Here is a 15892-nt window from a genome sequence, read left to right as displayed (position 1 = left end):
AGGAAACGGACCATGAGCAAGCTCAACCTTTGGGCCCTGGTGATGGACGGGGCGCACGCGCTGTTCTTCGCGCGCGACAGCCTGCTGGAGCCCTGGCAGCCCCTGTCGTCCATCGATCAAGAAATCCCTCCCGAAAGGGAACTGGCCAGGGAGCCTGGCCGCAGCTTCGAGAGCGTGGGTGGCGCCCGCCACCGGATGGGCGATGACGGCAGTGAGCGTCGGGCGTTGAAGCGGCATCTGGCCGAGCGCGCCGTGGAGCGGCTGGAGCAGGGCCGCCGCGCCGGTGCCTTCGAGCAGTTGCTGGTGGTGGCACCGCCGGCCGTGCTGGGCGACCTTCGCCAGTTGATGGGGCCGCAACTGACGGCCTGCGTCCGGGCGGAGAATGCGCTCGACCTGACGGGACTGCCGCAGCATGAGTTGCTGGCGCGGCTGGACGGAATGCTGGCCGCGTCGGCGGGCGTGTCATGACGCGCCGGCAGCCGTCCGGGGATCCGCTGTTCAATGATCGCGGCGAACTGAGCGGGCGCTGGCATCTGGCCATCGCCCGCCGTCTCGACGCCGGCGGCTGCGCGGACCTGCCCTCGCGGTGCCGGCTTCTCGCTGGTCTCATCAATGTCGATGACATGGCGGTCTGGGCCATGATCATGTGGAACACGCCGGCCAGCACCGACATGGCCGACAATCTCCGCGGATGGGTGCGGGCCGGCATGCCGCTTTGCGCCGGCAGGAACCATCCGGTATCCTAAGGGGAACCGGCCTCGTCATGCAGGATGGGGATGGGCAGCCCCGCCCTGGATGCCATGACCTCGTCCACCAGGTCCCAGTCGATGCGCCGGTACTCCGGACCGGCAGCGTCGGCGATCATCGAATAGAGACCCGGCACGGTTTCCGGCTCGAAAACGCCCGCCTGCTCGACTTGATCGGCCTGATGCCGGCTGGGATGGGCTTCCAGATAGAGCTGGTCATCCACCCAGCCGACTTTGACCGGCTGGTCGATGATGCTCACGGCGGTGCCGACAGGCACCTGGGGGTAGAGCCGGGCGATATCCTCCGGATAGAGGCGGATACAGCCATGGCTGACCCGGCGGCCGACACCGTCGGGCTTGTTGGTGCCATGGATGGCGTAGGCCGGCCAGGAAAGGTCCAGCGCGAATGCACCCAGCGGGTTGTCCGGGCCGGGGCCGATGGCGGCGGGCAGGTCCGGCCGTTCCCCGCGCACGGTGGGTGGCGGCACCCATACCGGGTCCACTCGCTTGCCCCGCACGCGGCCTTCCCCCATCGGTTGCGGATAGGGATCGGCGGCAATGCCGATGGGCATGCTGAACGGTTCTCCCCGGCGTGGGAAATAATAGAGACGGAAATCACCCAGATTGATCACCAGCCCCATCCGGGGGGCCGCCGGTATCAGGTGCCCGGTGGGCAGGATCACCAGCGCGCCGGGACCGGGCCGCCAAGGGTCGAGGTCGGGATTGGCCGCGCGCAGTTCGACATAGCCAAGGTCGAAGCTGCGGGCGATGTCGAGCAGGCTCTCATCGCCCGCCACCCGATAAGCGGCCGTGTCCCCGATCATTCCATCGGCGGCCGCCGGCGGGGTCGCGGACGGCACCTGGAGCAGTATCCACAGCCCCGCCAGGATTCTACCCGCAGCGTTCACTTCCGCAGATTGCGATTGAATATCTTCTCGACCTTGTCAGCGGCGGCACCAGCCTTGGCCGCCGCGTCCTGTGCGGCCGTCGCGGCATCCCGGGCCGCCATGGCTGCGTCGGTCGCCGCGGCCGATGCCTTGTCGGCCGATGCCTTGGCCGCGAGGGCCGTTGCCTGTGCCTGCACGGCCGTGGCCTGCGCCCGGTCGGCCGTGGCATTGATGCTGTTCAACAGTGCCTGATCCTTGTCGTTCAGCGACTGCGTGCAGCCGCCCAGCAAACCCACTGACAGGATGGCGATCGAAAGGGCCTTCAGCATGGATTGTCTCCTTGAGGGAGGGGCCGCTGCCTTTGCTGCGGTCCCGATACCTGAACCGGCGGCTGCCGGTTGCGCATGGCAGGACGGCCAGAAATCGCGGAGAGCGAAAAGCGACCGTCCCTGGAAATATCCCGTAGACGCCGACCGGTGGCCTTGACGCCGGTCAAGACGCGCGATTTCAGGCATTCCCGTCGCTGTCGGTCGATCCCGTGGACGGGCCGGCCAGGCGGTCAGGGAGGGTCTGCGACATCACCTGTCGAATTTTCTCGGGCAGCTTCCTTTCTGAAAACCCGGCAAGGGTCAGGGTGAACGCGTCCCCGATCCGCGCCCGCAGCATCGCTGGTGCCTCCTGCCGCATCAGGTCGAGGATGTGTTGCGCGGCGAAGACGTGCAGGCGGATGAAATCGCCGGCCATGCGGTGCGATTCGAGCAATGCCACCACTTGTCCGATGAACACACGCTCGTCGTCCTGCAAAGGATGGGCGTGATGCCCGCCGGCCGGCGACCGGCGGGGTGCCGGCCGATGCTCCGGACCGCCGGCCATCATGGCGCGCAGCCTTTTGCCCGGGGCCCGCATCACCAGTTCCGGTTCCACCGCTTCGCCCGGCTCCGGCAGCGAGCGCAGGATGCGGGCACGCGTCGCGGTGACCACAAGGAACCAATCCACATTGTTCTGCATGCTGTCATATCCTCCAGGCGGAGAAAATCCTGCGGAGAACAGTCATAGCAACAGGAAGAGCGGACGGTTCATTTCGATAGCAGGACCGGAATTTCCGCCTTTTCCAACAGCATGGAGGTCACGGCGCCGATGACGAAATCGAACATCCGCGAATGGCCGAACGCGCCCGTGGCCAGCAGATCCGCCCCCTGTTCGAAGGCCGTCCGCAGCAAGATCTCGCCCGCTGTCCCGGAATCCCCGTAGCGGTCCAGCAGGTTGACCTGGAATCCGCGACGATTGAGACTGGCAGCAAGGTCCTGGCGGAAATCCAGGACCATCGGCTCGGGCCGCCCGCTGCCGACCGACAGAAGATCGATCTTCGCACCGGGTTGCAACAGCGCCAGCACGTCATGGGCGGCCCGTGCCGCCTCTCTTGTATTGGCGACACCGATCACCACATGTGTGGCGGCGGCTGCCAGGCAGCGTTTCTCTGGCAGAACCAGTACGGGCCGCCCCGATTGGCGGATCGCTGTTTCCTGGAACCGGGCGCCTTCGCGCAGCCAGCCATCCCGGTCGCTGCGGGCCAGAAGCACGATATCTGCCGCCCGGATGCCGTCCAGCAGATACTCCTCGGCCTCGATCCCGCCCCCCCTCTGCGCCCTGAATTCCGCCGAGATCCCTTCAGCTTTCGCCGCGGTATCGAAGATGTTGTAGATTTCCTCGACCTCCTTCCGCTGCCATTCGGTGAATCCGGCGATCGCGGGGGCGGCTTCGCCGGGATAGGGTGTGATCGGCTGCGTTGCGTGGATACCGGTCAGGTGGGCATCGAATTCACGGGCCAGCGTGCAAGCGGCGGGCGCCAGCCAGCGTGCCTCCTGCACGGTGAACATCCCGACGGCAAAGGTTTTATCCGGCATTTGGACCTCCATGGTTTCAAGGCAGTCTGCCCCCTGGCCACGGATGCGCATTGATTGCCGTCAATACCCGATGGAAATGCCCGATCACGGGCAGGATCACCGAAAGCCGGACACCCGATCCGGAACGACAAGTTCCTGGCCGGCGGCCCGGGCCAGCCCCGGCAGGTCGATGATCAGGAACGTATCATTGTCGCCCATCCTGATCAGCCGGTCGCGGGCCAGCCGGTGCAGGGCCCGGCTCAATGACTCGGGCCGGATGCCAAGGCAATGGGACAGGGCGGTCCGCCGGACCGGCAGATGCACTTCAATCGGGCCGGGGCTCCTGCCGTTCGGCGGCGGGAGCTTGCGCCGCATGAGAAACAGCAGGAAGGAGGCGACCCGCTCGATGACCTTTTTCCCGTTCAGCAAAAGCACCCATTCGCGTGCCGCGTCCAGTTCGTCCAGTATGGAGACGAGAAATATGCGCTCGACTTCCGGTGTCTCGGCCAGGATGGCCTCGAACGGTTCGCGTTCAAAACAGAGCAGGGTCACATCTGTCAGCGCCTCGATCCGGAAGCCGACCGGCCCGTTGAACAAACGACCATACATGTCGTTCGCCATCAGCAGGCCGATGATGTGCTTCCTGCCATCCGGCAGGGACTTCACCATGCCGAGCGTGCCGGAGAGCACATATCCGAGTTCCCTGTTCTCGGTGCCTTCCTCGACGACCACATGGCCCTTCGGCAGCGTTTTGACCTCGACACATTGCGCGATCCGTTCCCGGGCCATTGATGCCAGCGCCTCGAACATAGCCACAACATGCGGATGCCCTTGCGGGATCAAGGAGAGAATCTCGCCGAACGAAGGATGCCTCATAGTCGCCTCTCTCGATCTGCGCTGCTGTCATGTCCCCGGGATGCTTCTCCCGGCTCTGCCGGAACGACGTCGTAAGTGCGCGTTGATCCCGGTCAATGTGTGCAACCGCAAAATCAACGAAACTCGGTCCGCCGACATACCTGAATAGGTGGGGATGGGGATGATGCACGGACCGCATGCTTCACCGGGTTGCCTGAAAACCCCAACGAACCCAGTGCCATATGACCAGGGTGAGACTATACCGGCATCCTGTTACACATGTAGTGCGCGTGTCACGGGGTTTTGCAACGCATTGACCGGAAGTACACATGCCAGACTGGCCAATCGTCAGTCCTGGCTCGAATTGCCGGCGAATCAATTCCTTTCATGCGAAAATCCGTCGGGAACATATGCCGGTGTCCTGGTCCGCGGCTATCTGCGGGTCGTTCACTATACCGAGGATGGCGGCAGGCAAATTGTCGATTTGAGATGCCCCGGCGAGTTCATCGGTTTCAGAGGACTCAATTCCGATCTTCTCACCCTGGAAACCGCCACGAAAGTGCGCATCTGCCGCTTCGACGACAATGAATACAATCGGATAATTTCGACCCGCCCGGAATTCCGTCGGTTTATCTATGCACAGGTCAAATCGGAGATCGACAGGCTGCGTTATTTTACATGGTCGCTTGGCGCCCTTGATCCCAAAGCGCGGCTGGCGGTCTTCTTCTTCATGGCTGTGAGCTTCATGCCATGGCGGCCATTGCCGAACGGCGGCGGCATTCTGACCCTGGAGCTTCCCCGAGCCGATATTGCGGACTTGCTGGGCACCACCATTGAATCGATCAGCCGGATCACGCAGAAGATGGCCCGGGACGGGCTTATCCGCATTCACGATCCGAAACATCTCGAAATTCCCGACCCGGGAATGCTGGCGCAGCTTGGCGGCCTTTCGGACGATGAAGCGATCGGAAAATTCGGCGCGTTCCACAGCGCTTCGTGCCGCCTTGATGACGACGGTCAATGAAGGCGCCACATCCGGGCCTATCTTCAGGAAACCGACAAGCAGGGGACGACCATGCTGCGCCCACCGCAGCCGCTGCGCCCCCAGCCTTCCCTTGCGCGCCGGACGAACCATCGGGGGATATTGCTGCCGGAATCGGCCGTCCCCCGATGGTTCCGCAACCATCGGAGAAACCCATGAACGACAAAGCCTCTACCGCAATTGACGTCAAGCGCGAAATCCGCCCGCCCGCGCCCCACGACCTGTTCGGGACGCTGCGGCAGGAAATCGACCGCCTTTTCGATGATTTCTCCTGGCCGACTTTCGGCTGGCCGGCACACCGTCAGGCGGTGCGTTCGGAACCCGCCCGCGAATGGGCGCCCTTCTTTTCGGCTTCGCCGGCAGCGGATTTCATCGAGCGCGACGGCGCTTATGAGCTGTCGGTGGACCTGCCGGGCCTGGACGTGAAGGATATCGAGGTCCGCATGACCGACGGTATTCTCACGGTCAAGGGCGAAAAGACCCTGGAGAAGGACGAGGAGCAGGGCGACTACCGCCTGCGGGAGCGCTCCTACGGCTCGATGCAGCGCTCCATCGCCTTGCCCGTGGGGGTGGATGTGGACAAGGTGGCGGCGACCTATGAGAACGGTGTCCTGAAGGTCGCCTTGCCGAAGACGAAGGAAGCCCGAGAGAAGGAGCGCACGATTGAGGTGAAGGCCGCGTAACCTCGACGCGTGCCAGCTCGATTGTGCGGCATGTATCTCCCCAGACCGGAGACGGTCAGCTTCATCAGCCACGATCAGCGGGCTCGATGGAGCTGGCCGGCGGTTACGTTCATGGCGCTCCCACGGCGTGAAGCTTCTGCTCAAGCCGACGATGAGGAGCACGGCGATCAATTCCATCGCCGACAATGGCATGAAGCCGAAGAGCCCGTTCGCGGGGCCGAGCGCTGCGATGGCAGCGGCACCCTCCTGACGGACCATTGCCCCCTGCCGGGATTACAGTTCCAAATTTATTCTAAGATGAGTGAGCCTTGCTTCCCTGCCCTCTCCTGATGAGACCGTCCGTCGTGATTCCATGATAACAAGGTGAACCCTCCATCAACCCCTATCATGTTATGTCCGCTTCCAGTTGCTATCATCACGTCTTTAAACAACCACAATGAGGCGCAAAGCCGCCCCTGCAACCAGCTGCTGACATTCCACCTATCCTATGCCATAATTTTTCCATCAACAGCACCACCATGCCTTCACCCCAGGCGCGACCGTTCCGCGTCCGGAAAACCAAGTGCGCATTCGGAGCCGGCTAACCCACCGCTCTGAAACACACCCCTGTTTCATGTTGCATCTGGTTGCATCCGCAGCCTGCATTCGGAGTGGCCCTCGCCAGCACTCTGAAACACCCCCCGTTTTATGTTGCATCTGGTTGCACGGGACGGCGTCCGTTCAGGGTGCTTGAACCGGCTCCTCCGAATTCGCGGTGGCCGGATGGGGTGCGAACCGGAAATCCGCGTCCGCCCGCCCGCAGCAACGGCCGGGAGGGTTCCGGGGGCGTTCGCGCCGCGGGGCATTCCTTCACACCCCCTCAGCCCCCGAACCGGGCCGGCGACACTGAGGGTAGCCAACCGGCGACGTCGAAACCGGGATCGGTGCCGGTGATCAGCGCTGCCGTCAGGGCGGCCGCTGCCGGTGCCGTCTGGATGCCGAAGCCGCCCTGCCCGGCCAGCCAAAACAGGCCCGGCACCAGGGGGTCGAAGCCGATCACGGGCTGTTCGTCGGGCGCGAAGGTGCGCAGGCCGGCCCAGGTGCGCTGGACGCGGGTGACCGTCCGGCCGGTGACATTCTGGAAATGGTCGGCGGCGATGGCGATCTCCAGGTCATCGGCATAGGCATCCGATGGCGGCACCGGTTCCGCCTCGGCCGGGGACAGCATCAGCTTGCCGCCCTCCGGCTTGACATAGAACCGGCCCGCCATGTCCGCGACCATGGGCCAGTGTTTGACGTCCAGGCCCGCCGGCCCGTCGATGATGGCGGCACTGCGCCGCTTGGGCACCAGGCCGGGATCGGTGGCGCCGAGCAGCCCGGCCACCGGGCCGGCCCAGGCCCCGGTGGCATTGACGATGATTGGCGCCTGGAACGTGCCGGCCGGCGTATCGACCTGCCACACAGTGCCCAGGCGGCGCGCGGTGCGGACGGCCGCACTGGTGAACAGCCGCCCGCCCTGGCGGCGCAACTGCCGCAGATAGGCGGACTGCATGCCGTGGACATCCATATCCTGGGCCGTCGGTTCGTGATAGGCCCCGCACATACGCTCCGGCTTCAGAATCGGCAGCAGGGCCGTCACCGCGTCCGGCATCAGTCGCGGCAGATAATCCAGTTCGGCAAAGGCCGCCGGCGCCGGATCATCGAAGGTGACGTAAAGCAGGCCGCGCGGGCTCAACAGCCCTAAATCCACGCCGGGCACGGTGCCGCGCGCGAACAGGACACGGCTTTGCGCCGTCAGGGCGCGGATGGGGCCGGTGCCATAGCTGTCCACGAAGATCGCGGCCGACCGCCCGGTGGCGTGATATCCGGGATGCTCCTCCTGCTCCAGCACGATGGTGTCGCCATGGGCGGACAGCACGGCGGCGGCCGACAGGCCGGCCATGCCGGCACCGATGACCAGGAAATCGCAGGTGAATTGGCTCATGATGGTCGCATGCCCTTGGCAAGGGGGTGGAACCGTCCCGGCGTGGTGCAGGAGCGGCTTGACAAAAGGGTTATTTAAATATGATCTCATACTCAGTTTTTTGAACCACACAAGCCCCTTCCAACAAGGGGGGCAGCCCGAAGGCGAAGACAAATGACGATCAAACCATTCCTGCCCGCCGTTCCCCCCCTGTCGCGCCGCGCCCTGCTGGGCATGACGGGGGCGGCGGCCCTGGCCGGCGCCGTCCCAGCGACGGCGGCCAACGGCACTGCCATCGACATGTCGGCCGCCATCGACGCCATCATTGAAGACGCCATGCGCAAGGGCGGCTTTCCCGCCATGGTCGTGGCCGTGGAAAAGGCCGGACAGGTGGTCTATCGCCGCGCCTTCGGGCTGGCCGATATTGAGAACGGCGTGGCGGCGACGCCGGATCACGTCTTTCCCATCGGGTCGGTGACCAAGACCATGACGGGGCTGGCCCTGATGCAGCTGGTCGCCGCCGGCAAGGTGAGGCTGGACGATCCGGTCGGCCGGTATGTAGACGGGCTGCCGCCGCCCGTGGCCGGGCTGGCCCTGCGGCATCTGGCCGACCATACGTCAGGCCTGGTCGGCTATCTGGACGTGCCGGGCTTCCCGCGCGACAGCCAGAAGCCCTTCACGCGCGAGGAGGTGGTGGCCGCCTTCAAGGATCTGCCCCTGCAATTCACGCCGGGCACGCGCTGGAGCTACACCAATTCCGGCATCTACCTGCTGGGGCTGGTGATCGAGAAGGCATCGGGCCTGCCGTATGAGGAATATCTGGCCCGGAACATTTTCACGCCGTTCGGCATGGCGCACAGTTCCATGGCAGGCTGGGGCACGGTGATCAAGGGCCGCGCCCATGGCTATATGCCGGGGCGCGGCGGGCTGCGCAATGCCCCGCGCCACGACCCGCTGCTGCCGTTTGCAGCCGGTGCGGTGCTGTCGACCGTCGATGACATGCTGCGCTATCGGCGCGGGGTGTTCGGCGACGGGCCGACCAGCGGCCAAGTGCGTGACCTGATCTTGCAGCGCGAACGGCTGTCCAGCGGCACCCTGCTGCCCTATTCCATGGGCTGCCTGGCCGTCACGGATTTCGAAGGCCACCGCAAGCTGGGCCATCCCGGCGACATTTTCGGCTTTTCCTCACAATATGCCTATTATCCCGACGATGACGTGACCATCATCGTCCAGTCCAACCTGCAGGGCGGCCCGCTTTCCATCGTGTCGGTGGAACAGAAGCTGGCGCGCGCCGTGCTGGGCCTGGCCCAGCCCGTCGCCATCGACAAACCGCTGACGGAACGGGAGGCCGCACGCTTCAACGGCCGGTATGAAGTGGGCGAGTTGCGCTTCGCGGTGGACCAGTTGCGCTTCTTCTTCCGCGACGGCACCCTTTACGCGGTGTTCGGCGCCAAGGCCGGGGACGAGGAAGGATTGCCCCTGCGCTACCAGGGCGGCGATCTGTTCGTGTCGGCCCTGGATGACGAGCACCGCTTCCGCTTCCAGGGCAAGGGTGCCGGGCGGCAGGTGCTGATGTCCTATTACGGCAGCGTGTTCACGGCGTCGGTGGTGTAAAGGGGTGGGCGCGGCAGGCTATTGCGACCGGCCGCGCCCCGTCACCGGCCAGATATCGACCAGCCTATCCCCGCGCACGACATGCAGATGGTCATAGAGATTGACCGTCGGGTCGCAATGCGGGGTCATGCAGGTCAGCACGGCGCCGATGGGCAGGTGGTCGCTCGCCTGCGCAAACGTCACCCGCCCCTGTTCATCGCCGAAGAAGGCGTAGCGGGCGCCTTCGGGCGCACCCTCCACAATGCGCGGCGCCCCGGCTTCCGTTGCAAACGCCTTGCAACCGGCGTCGGTCGTGCACTGCCCCCGGATATTGGCGCTGACCACGCTGGTCTGCACGAACAGAGCGGTCTGGAACGGCACAGGCTCGTCCTTGTCCGTCCAGATATCGGCATATTCGCGGTCCATGAAGATGTAGGAACCGACCTGAAGCTCCGTCAAAACCTGGAAGGACGGGTCGAGGTCGAAGCTGCCGGTGCCGCCGCCCGTGACGATGCCCGGCGCCAGCCCCGCCGCCGTCAACGCCGCGCACAGCTCACCCGTCAGGCCCAGCGCCTCGGCCAGCACCTGCCGCCGCGCCGCCCGCCCGGACACATGCATGGCATGGCCGGCATAGGCCTGCACGCCGCGGAAGGTGAGCGACGGTGCCGCCGCGATACACCGGGCCAGATCCAGGCCGGCCGCGATAGAGGTGACGCCCGTCCGGTTCAGCCCGACATCCAGATCGACCAGCACGCCCAGAGACAGGCCGGCCCCGGCCGCGGCATTGGCCAGGGCCGTGACATTGTCGGGATGGTCGGCGACGACCATCGTCTCCGGCGCCCGGCGCAACAGCGCTATCAGCCGGGCGATCCCCTGCCCCTTCACCACGGGCGAGGTCAGCAGCAGGCCGCCGATCCCGTGATCAGCCAGGGCCTCGGCCTCCCCCAGCTTGGCGCAGCATTGGCCAATGGCACCCGCCGCCAATTGCCGCCGCGCGATTTCGGCACTTTTGTGGGTCTTGGCGTGCGGGCGCAGCGCCACGCCCTCCCGACGGGCCGCCACGGCCATGGTCTGGAGATTGGCCTCGAACCTGTCCAGGTCCAGCACCAGGGCCGGCGTGTTGAGCCGCCGCCGCGATCCTGGCTGCCCGATCAGCCCGGCATTGACGGGACCGCTCATGGCGCGGTCGCCAGGCGGGCAAAGGCCAGGAACATCAGGAAGCGCGACACGGCCAAGATGTCGATGGCGTGATAGCGGATGGCATAGGCACCGCGCCGTTCCACCTCCGGCAGGTAAGACAACCATTCGGCCACGAACCGGGTGCGCAAGGCGATGTCCAGCTCAATGGGACCGTCGATGTGATATGGCTGGACCGCCCCCACCAGGGCCACCGCGTCAGCCGTCGCGGCGCGTAGGCGCGACAGGGCCACGGGCAGCGACGGGTTCAGCGCCGAATAGCTGCCATAGGCCTGCTTCAGCACGGCTCCGGCCAGGGGATCGCCCAACTGGGCCCGCATTTCCGCCACCCCGACATCGTCGCTGGCCACCATCAGCACCGGCACGCCATGGGCGCCGGCCAGGGCGGCGCTGATCACCGCCTCGCTGGCCACGGCCCCGTTCAGGCGGATCTCATGGATGAATTCGCTACTCATCGTGTGTGACAGCACGCCGTCCGGGTTGCTGCCGCCGGCATGGTAGCCCACCAGGAAGCAGCCATCGAAACGCCCGACCTCGATCCCCTGCATCATGCCCAGCGGCCGGGGCCAGGATCGCACCAGCTGCACATAATCGGGCAGCGCTTCCATGCGGATGTTCTGGCCGTTGCCGTGGCTGTCGCTGACAATCACCTCCGTGGCGCCGGCCGCGTGGGCGGCCTCGCAAACGGCGATGGTGCTCTGTGTCATCCAATCGCGCGCCGCGTCATACTCAAAGCCACCTGGGCGGGTATGTTCCCGGCTGACAACGCCGCAGATGCCCTCGATATCGGCGGAGACATGGAATCTCATGACGGTCCCCGGCCGGATTTCGCGGGCGCCAGCCATTCGGCAAAGCGCGTCACCGCCTCGGGCAGGTCGCCGGGCGGCCCCTGGTCTGGGTGCAGTGCCCGCAGCCAGATCAGGCTGACCGCATCGGCCACGCCATCATCATCCATCCCCAGCCCGGTCAGCAGCTCATGCAGCTCCGGGTCGGGATAGATCACCAGCCGGCGCACCAGCTCATCCATCATGCCGCCCAGGAAATAGGCGGCCAGCATGGCGTTACCCGTTTCCTCCCCGCGCCGCCGGCGCACACCCTCGGCGATGCGGCGGTACCAGGTGCTGTTGGCCGCCTGCGACAGGCGGGAGAATTCCGGCGCCTCGTCCCCCACCTGCAGGATGCAGCGCATCAGGCCGGCATTGGCCCGGCAGACGGCGATCCAGCGGCGGTTGGCCAGCTGGATGGACTGAAACGCCGACCGGCTGCCCCCCTCGCGCGGGGCCTCCAGCTTGAAGAAATTGTTCAGCAGGTCGGTCAGGACCGTCAGGGTCACATCCGTCTTGTCCTTGAAGTAAATATAGAATGACCCCTCGGCGATTTCAGCGATTTCCGTGACATCGGAAACGCGCATCGCATGATAGCCCTTCTTCTCAAGCGCCTTCGCCGTGGCAATCTTGATTCTCTCGCGCGTTCTCTGCCCTTTTTGCTTGGGAGGGTTATCACGATAGGCGGCTTCCAGATATTCTATATAGGATACGGACATATTTTTCTTTGCCGGCGCGCGCCTCGGCAATCCTTCGTGATTGACACCCGAAATAAATGAGGCCAATCTCATAAAAATTCAAGCCATAATGAGACCGTGATGAACGACGCTCCCGCAACTGCCGGGCCCGACTTCCTGACCCCGGGCGCCGAACTGGGTCCTTCAGCCTGGATCACCATCACCCAGGAGATGATTAGCCAGTTCGGCCGGACCACCCTGGACCCCGACCCGATGCATGTCGATCCGGACTGGGCACGGGCCAACGGCCCCTATGGCGGCACCATTTCCTTCGGGTTCCTGACACTGGCGCTGCTGACCCACATGCTGCACGACGCGGCAGGCACAGCACCCCAGGCCGAGCAGCGCCAGGATGGCCATTTTCTGAATTACGGCTTCAACCGCCTGCGCTTCGTGGCGCCGGTGCGCTGTGGCGAGCGGGTGCGGGGTCATTTCAAGGTGACGGAAGCCGGCTATGACAAGCAGGGGCGCTGGCAGACCGTCATGGCCTGCGAGGTGGAGATCGAGGGACAGGAACGACCCGCCCTGGTGGCGGAATGGCTGTCGATGCATCTCGCCCCTGAACAGGATTGACCCCATGCCACCGGCATCCTCCGCCTTGCGGGGCACAGAGATCGGCCTTTACGCCGCGGGTTCGCTGGGCACCGGCATCTTTTCCACCGTGCCCTCCGTCCTGCTGCTGTATTTCTGCACCCAGATCCTGGACATCCCGGCGGGAATCGCCGCCCTACTGGTCTTCGCGCCCAAGGTTCTGGCCCTATTCTGGGACCCGTTCGTGGGCGGATGGTCGGACAGCGCCACAACAAGCTGGGGACGGCGGCGGCCGTTCCTGCTGGTGGGTGCCCTGGGAACGGCGGCGGCCTTCATCGGGCTGTTCTCGCCCCCGGACCTGCCGCCCGCCTGGATGATCGCCTGGGTCGGCGGGGCCTATCTGCTGCTGGTCGCCCTTTACGCCTTCTTCGCCGTGCCCTATGTGGCGCTGCCGGCGGAATTCGTGCCGGGCGCGGATCAACGGGCGCGGCTGGTCGGTTGGCGCATGGCCGTCGTCATGGTCGGCGTGCTGGCCGGCGCCGGGCTGGCCCCGATGCTGGTGGCAATGCTGGGCGGTGGCCGCGCGGGCTATGCCGGTATGGCGCTGTGGATCGGCGGGGCCAGCGCCCTGTTCATGCTGTGCCCACTGCTGTTCCTGCGCGGACGGGACGGACCGGGCCGCAAGGCGGGTGCCCGCGCCAACCCCGGGCTGCCCCCCTTCACCCTGGTCTGGCGCGACCGGCCGTTCCGCCGGCTGCTGGGGTCCTATGTGCTGATGCTGACGGCGGCGTCGCTGCCATCGGCCGCCACGCCCTATTTCATCACGGGGCCGCTGGGCCGGGGTGAGGGGGATATCGGCACGGCGCTGGGCCTGATGCTGGTGGCCGGCAGTCTGGCCGCCCCGCTGCTGGCGCGGGCCGGACGGCGCTGGGGCGACGCGACCATCCTGCGCAGATCGATCCTGGCCTATCTGGGGGCCAGCGTCCTGATCGCCGGCGGTGTCTGGCTTTCCGGCGGTTGGCCGCTAATCCTGGCGGGCTTCGCAATGGCGGGACCGGCGTTCGCGGGCCAGCAGGTCCTGCCCTACACCATGGTCAGCCACCTGATCCATGACCGCGCCAAGCACGGCGAGGCGGAGGAAGGGGCGCTGATGGGCCTGTGGACGGCGGCGGAAAAGCTGGGCCTGGCACTGGCGCCGCTGATCACCGGCCTGCTGCTGTCGCTGGCCGAAGGGGAGATTGCCGGAAGGCTGGCGCCCCTGATCCTGGTTGCCACCTTCCTGTTTGGCGGATGGTCGCTGTTCCTGTTGCGCCCCGGCACGAACGATAACCCCGACCTGACGGGAACCGGAGAGAGATGACCCACCCCCTGCCCCCCTTGTTGCCCCGGATCAGCGATTACGTGATCTGGCAGACCGAACAGCGGCCCGATGCCGTCGCCATGAAACTGAACGGCACCGCCACCACCTATGCCGCCCTGGCCCAACAGGTCGACCGGCTGGCCCGCGCCCTGCTGGCGGCCGGCGTCGCCAAGGGCGACCGGGTCGCCACCTTGCAGCCGCCCAACCCGCAATATCTGGTCGACTTCCTGGCTGCCGCCTCCATCGGCGCCATCTGGGTCGGGCTGAACCCACGCTATCAACTGGACGAGTTGCGCTATGTCGTGGCCGATGCCCAACCGCGTGTCCTGCTGGGGCGGCAACGGATCGGCGACCGGCACTATAACGCCGACTTGACGGCGCTGGCCGCCGGCTGTCCCTCCCTGACGCATCTGGTCCTGCACGATGCCGATGCGCCGCTGGTGGGTGCCGTCACGCTGGAGGCGTTCCTGGCGGCGGGTGCTGCGGTGATGGACACAGCCCTTGCAGCCGCGCGGGCCGGGTGCGGCGGGCGCGATCCCTGCCTGATCGTCTATACATCCGGTTCCACGGGACGGCCAAAGGGGGCACTGCTGCATCATGATGGCCTGGCCCGGTTCAGCCTGGGCCAGAACCGCCTCTGGCCGCTGGACCCGCTGCGCGTCGTCAACTATTTCCCCATCAACCATGTGGGCTGCGTGGCCGACTGCACCCTGCCTTGCCTGATCGCCGGCGGCACGCTGGTGTTCATGGAAAAGTTCGACGCGGGTGAATGCCTGCGCCTGATGGCGTCGGAACGGATCACGCTCTGGGGATCGGTGCCCAGCACCTTCTCCATGCTGCTGGACCATCCCGACTTCGCAGCGACCGACCTGTCATCGGTCCAACTGATCGTCTGGGGCGGGGCTTCCATGGATGGGGCGACCATCGCCCGGCTGGGCGCGGTCCAGCCCCGCATGGCCACCAATTACGGCATGACCGAAACCACCAGTGCCGTCACGGCGCTGGAACCGGTCACCGACCCCGACCTGCTGACCCAATCCGTCGGCCATGCCTTCGAAGGGGTGGAGATCCGGCTGGCCGATGCCGACGACCGGCCCGTGCCCGATGGGGAGCCGGGAGAGGTCCAGGCACGGTCGGCCCTGAACCTTCTGGGCTATTGGCGGCAGCCCGACGCCACCGCAGAAGCTTTCACCCCGGACGGCTTCTTCCGCACCGGCGACTTGGCGGTGCGGCGACCCGACGGGCGCTACCGCATCGTGGGACGCATCAAGGAGATGTACAAATCCGGCGGCTACAATGTCTATCCGCGTGAGGTTGAGGCCGTGCTGCGCGACCATGGGTGCGTGACGGAGGCCGCCATCGTCGCCATTCCGGATCCGGTCTGGCAGGAGGTCGGGCTGGCCTATGTCACCGTTTCCGCAAAGGTGGAGCCGGCGGCGATCCATGCCTTCCTGCGCGACCGGCTGGCCCATTACAAGGCCCCCAAGCGAATCATCGTGCTGGACGACATGCCGCTGCTGCCCATCGGCAAGATCGACAAGACGGCGCTGAAACGCCGCGCCCTGGCCGACCTCGCCCAGGGTTGACCGCGCCGTCAAGAAAGCCTCCGGCC

General features: G+C 65.8%; 17 protein-coding genes. 8 read left to right on the top strand and 9 right to left on the bottom strand.

What is annotated here, in order from left to right; all coding sequences use genetic code 11:
* The first annotated feature begins 12 nt into the window (after positions 1-12).
* Positions 13-468: a host attachment protein gene (locus AC1Q7F_RS14395; RefSeq protein ID WP_492507963.1), complete on the top strand. Its 456-nt coding sequence runs from the start codon at positions 13-15 to the stop codon at positions 466-468.
* Positions 465-746, top strand: coding sequence for a hypothetical protein (locus AC1Q7F_RS14390; RefSeq protein WP_492507961.1), 282 nt, complete (start codon positions 465-467; stop codon positions 744-746). Before AC1Q7F_RS14395 ends, AC1Q7F_RS14390 begins: the two co-directional genes overlap by 4 nt.
* On the opposite strand, the gene AC1Q7F_RS14385 is transcribed toward AC1Q7F_RS14390, so the two are convergent.
* The 5 genes from AC1Q7F_RS14385 to AC1Q7F_RS14365 all read right to left on the bottom strand — a co-directional run bounded on the left by AC1Q7F_RS14385 (position 743) and on the right by AC1Q7F_RS14365 (position 4392).
* Entirely contained in the window at positions 743-1606 is an 864-nt protein-coding gene (locus tag AC1Q7F_RS14385; RefSeq protein WP_492507959.1) for a L,D-transpeptidase family protein, read from the bottom strand. The two genes, AC1Q7F_RS14390 and AC1Q7F_RS14385, sit on opposite strands and share 4 nt — an antisense overlap.
* A gap of 44 nt (positions 1607-1650) precedes the next feature.
* Positions 1651-1962, bottom strand: a complete 312-nt coding sequence (locus AC1Q7F_RS14380; protein ID WP_492507957.1) for a hypothetical protein — start codon at positions 1960-1962, stop codon at positions 1651-1653.
* Between the two features lie 178 nt (positions 1963-2140).
* On the bottom strand, positions 2141-2641 hold the full coding sequence (locus AC1Q7F_RS14375) for a host attachment protein (RefSeq protein ID WP_492507955.1): 501 nt from the start codon (positions 2639-2641) through the stop codon (positions 2141-2143).
* Positions 2642-2709: 68 nt separating this feature from the next.
* Positions 2710-3537 (bottom strand): universal stress protein, encoded by an 828-nt coding sequence (locus AC1Q7F_RS14370; RefSeq protein ID WP_492507953.1) that lies wholly within the window; start codon positions 3535-3537, stop codon positions 2710-2712.
* Between the two features lie 96 nt (positions 3538-3633).
* Positions 3634-4392, bottom strand: a complete 759-nt coding sequence (locus AC1Q7F_RS14365; RefSeq protein WP_492507951.1) for a Crp/Fnr family transcriptional regulator — start codon at positions 4390-4392, stop codon at positions 3634-3636.
* Between the two features lie 292 nt (positions 4393-4684).
* Between AC1Q7F_RS14365 and AC1Q7F_RS14360 the strand changes: the two genes are divergently transcribed.
* Together AC1Q7F_RS14360 and AC1Q7F_RS14355 are read left to right on the top strand one after the other, a co-directional pair.
* Complete coding sequence (locus tag AC1Q7F_RS14360) at positions 4685-5395, top strand: Crp/Fnr family transcriptional regulator (protein WP_492507950.1); 711 nt, start codon at positions 4685-4687, stop codon at positions 5393-5395.
* A gap of 173 nt (positions 5396-5568) precedes the next feature.
* Positions 5569-6096, top strand: a complete 528-nt coding sequence (locus AC1Q7F_RS14355; protein ID WP_492507948.1) for an Hsp20/alpha crystallin family protein — start codon at positions 5569-5571, stop codon at positions 6094-6096.
* Positions 6097-6955: 859 nt separating this feature from the next.
* On the opposite strand, the gene AC1Q7F_RS14350 is transcribed toward AC1Q7F_RS14355, so the two are convergent.
* Positions 6956-8059 carry an NAD(P)/FAD-dependent oxidoreductase gene (locus AC1Q7F_RS14350; RefSeq protein WP_492507947.1) on the bottom strand — a complete coding sequence of 368 codons (1104 nt, stop codon included), beginning with the start codon at positions 8057-8059 and terminating at the stop codon, positions 6956-6958.
* Between the two features lie 153 nt (positions 8060-8212).
* Here AC1Q7F_RS14350 and AC1Q7F_RS14345 point away from each other — a divergent pair, with 153 nt between their 5' ends.
* The gene (locus AC1Q7F_RS14345) at positions 8213-9652 is read left to right on the top strand and encodes a serine hydrolase domain-containing protein (protein ID WP_492507945.1); all 1440 of its coding nucleotides are present in this window, start codon (positions 8213-8215) and stop codon (positions 9650-9652) included.
* An 18-nt stretch (positions 9653-9670) separates the two neighbouring features.
* On the opposite strand, the gene AC1Q7F_RS14340 is transcribed toward AC1Q7F_RS14345, so the two are convergent.
* Genes AC1Q7F_RS14340 through AC1Q7F_RS14330 form a run of 3 tightly spaced genes read right to left on the bottom strand, consistent with a single transcriptional unit; the run spans position 9671 to position 12371 of the window.
* Positions 9671-10810: a DSD1 family PLP-dependent enzyme gene (locus AC1Q7F_RS14340; RefSeq protein ID WP_492507943.1), complete on the bottom strand. Its 1140-nt coding sequence runs from the start codon at positions 10808-10810 to the stop codon at positions 9671-9673.
* Positions 10807-11637, bottom strand: coding sequence for a M55 family metallopeptidase (locus AC1Q7F_RS14335; RefSeq protein WP_492507941.1), 831 nt, complete (start codon positions 11635-11637; stop codon positions 10807-10809). Before AC1Q7F_RS14335 ends, AC1Q7F_RS14340 begins: the two co-directional genes overlap by 4 nt.
* On the bottom strand, positions 11634-12371 hold the full coding sequence (locus AC1Q7F_RS14330) for a TetR/AcrR family transcriptional regulator (protein ID WP_492507939.1): 738 nt from the start codon (positions 12369-12371) through the stop codon (positions 11634-11636). Before AC1Q7F_RS14330 ends, AC1Q7F_RS14335 begins: the two co-directional genes overlap by 4 nt.
* Before the next feature lie 99 nt (positions 12372-12470).
* On the opposite strand from AC1Q7F_RS14330, the gene AC1Q7F_RS14325 reads away from it, so the two are divergent.
* The 3 genes from AC1Q7F_RS14325 to AC1Q7F_RS14315 are packed head-to-tail and all read left to right on the top strand — an operon-like array spanning position 12471 to position 15866.
* Positions 12471-12962 (top strand): MaoC family dehydratase, encoded by a 492-nt coding sequence (locus AC1Q7F_RS14325; RefSeq protein ID WP_492507937.1) that lies wholly within the window; start codon positions 12471-12473, stop codon positions 12960-12962.
* Positions 12963-12966: 4 nt separating this feature from the next.
* Positions 12967-14280, top strand: a complete 1314-nt coding sequence (locus AC1Q7F_RS14320) for an MFS transporter (protein WP_492507935.1) — start codon at positions 12967-12969, stop codon at positions 14278-14280.
* Positions 14277-15866: a class I adenylate-forming enzyme family protein gene (locus tag AC1Q7F_RS14315; RefSeq protein ID WP_492507934.1), complete on the top strand. Its 1590-nt coding sequence runs from the start codon at positions 14277-14279 to the stop codon at positions 15864-15866. Before AC1Q7F_RS14320 ends, AC1Q7F_RS14315 begins: the two co-directional genes overlap by 4 nt.
* Positions 15867-15892 lie beyond the last annotated feature (26 nt).

This window comes from Niveispirillum sp. GW835-FHT14G11, from assembly GCF_058793615.1.
This window is presented reverse-complemented; position numbering and strand designations above follow the sequence as displayed.

Bases quoted from the DNA above. Each gene is read 5' to 3' on its own strand.
- AC1Q7F_RS14395 (WP_492507963.1), top strand. From the start codon at position 13: ATGAGCAAGCTCAACCTTTGGGCCCTGGTGATGGACGGGGCGCACGCG.
- AC1Q7F_RS14390 (WP_492507961.1), top strand. From the start codon at position 465: ATGACGCGCCGGCAGCCGTCCGGGGATCCGCTGTTCAATGATCGCGGC.
- AC1Q7F_RS14380 (WP_492507957.1), bottom strand. From the start codon at position 1,962: ATGCTGAAGGCCCTTTCGATCGCCATCCTGTCAGTGGGTTTGCTGGGC.
- AC1Q7F_RS14375 (WP_492507955.1), bottom strand. From the start codon at position 2,641: ATGCAGAACAATGTGGATTGGTTCCTTGTGGTCACCGCGACGCGTGCC.
- AC1Q7F_RS14370 (WP_492507953.1), bottom strand. From the start codon at position 3,537: ATGCCGGATAAAACCTTTGCCGTCGGGATGTTCACCGTGCAGGAGGCA.
- AC1Q7F_RS14365 (WP_492507951.1), bottom strand. From the start codon at position 4,392: ATGAGGCATCCTTCGTTCGGCGAGATTCTCTCCTTGATCCCGCAAGGG.
- AC1Q7F_RS14355 (WP_492507948.1), top strand. From the start codon at position 5,569: ATGAACGACAAAGCCTCTACCGCAATTGACGTCAAGCGCGAAATCCGC.
- AC1Q7F_RS14350 (WP_492507947.1), bottom strand. From the start codon at position 8,059: ATGAGCCAATTCACCTGCGATTTCCTGGTCATCGGTGCCGGCATGGCC.
- AC1Q7F_RS14345 (WP_492507945.1), top strand. From the start codon at position 8,213: ATGACGATCAAACCATTCCTGCCCGCCGTTCCCCCCCTGTCGCGCCGC.
- AC1Q7F_RS14340 (WP_492507943.1), bottom strand. From the start codon at position 10,810: ATGAGCGGTCCCGTCAATGCCGGGCTGATCGGGCAGCCAGGATCGCGG.
- AC1Q7F_RS14335 (WP_492507941.1), bottom strand. From the start codon at position 11,637: ATGAGATTCCATGTCTCCGCCGATATCGAGGGCATCTGCGGCGTTGTC.
- AC1Q7F_RS14330 (WP_492507939.1), bottom strand. From the start codon at position 12,371: ATGTCCGTATCCTATATAGAATATCTGGAAGCCGCCTATCGTGATAAC.
- AC1Q7F_RS14325 (WP_492507937.1), top strand. From the start codon at position 12,471: ATGAACGACGCTCCCGCAACTGCCGGGCCCGACTTCCTGACCCCGGGC.
- AC1Q7F_RS14320 (WP_492507935.1), top strand. From the start codon at position 12,967: ATGCCACCGGCATCCTCCGCCTTGCGGGGCACAGAGATCGGCCTTTAC.
- AC1Q7F_RS14315 (WP_492507934.1), top strand. From the start codon at position 14,277: ATGACCCACCCCCTGCCCCCCTTGTTGCCCCGGATCAGCGATTACGTG.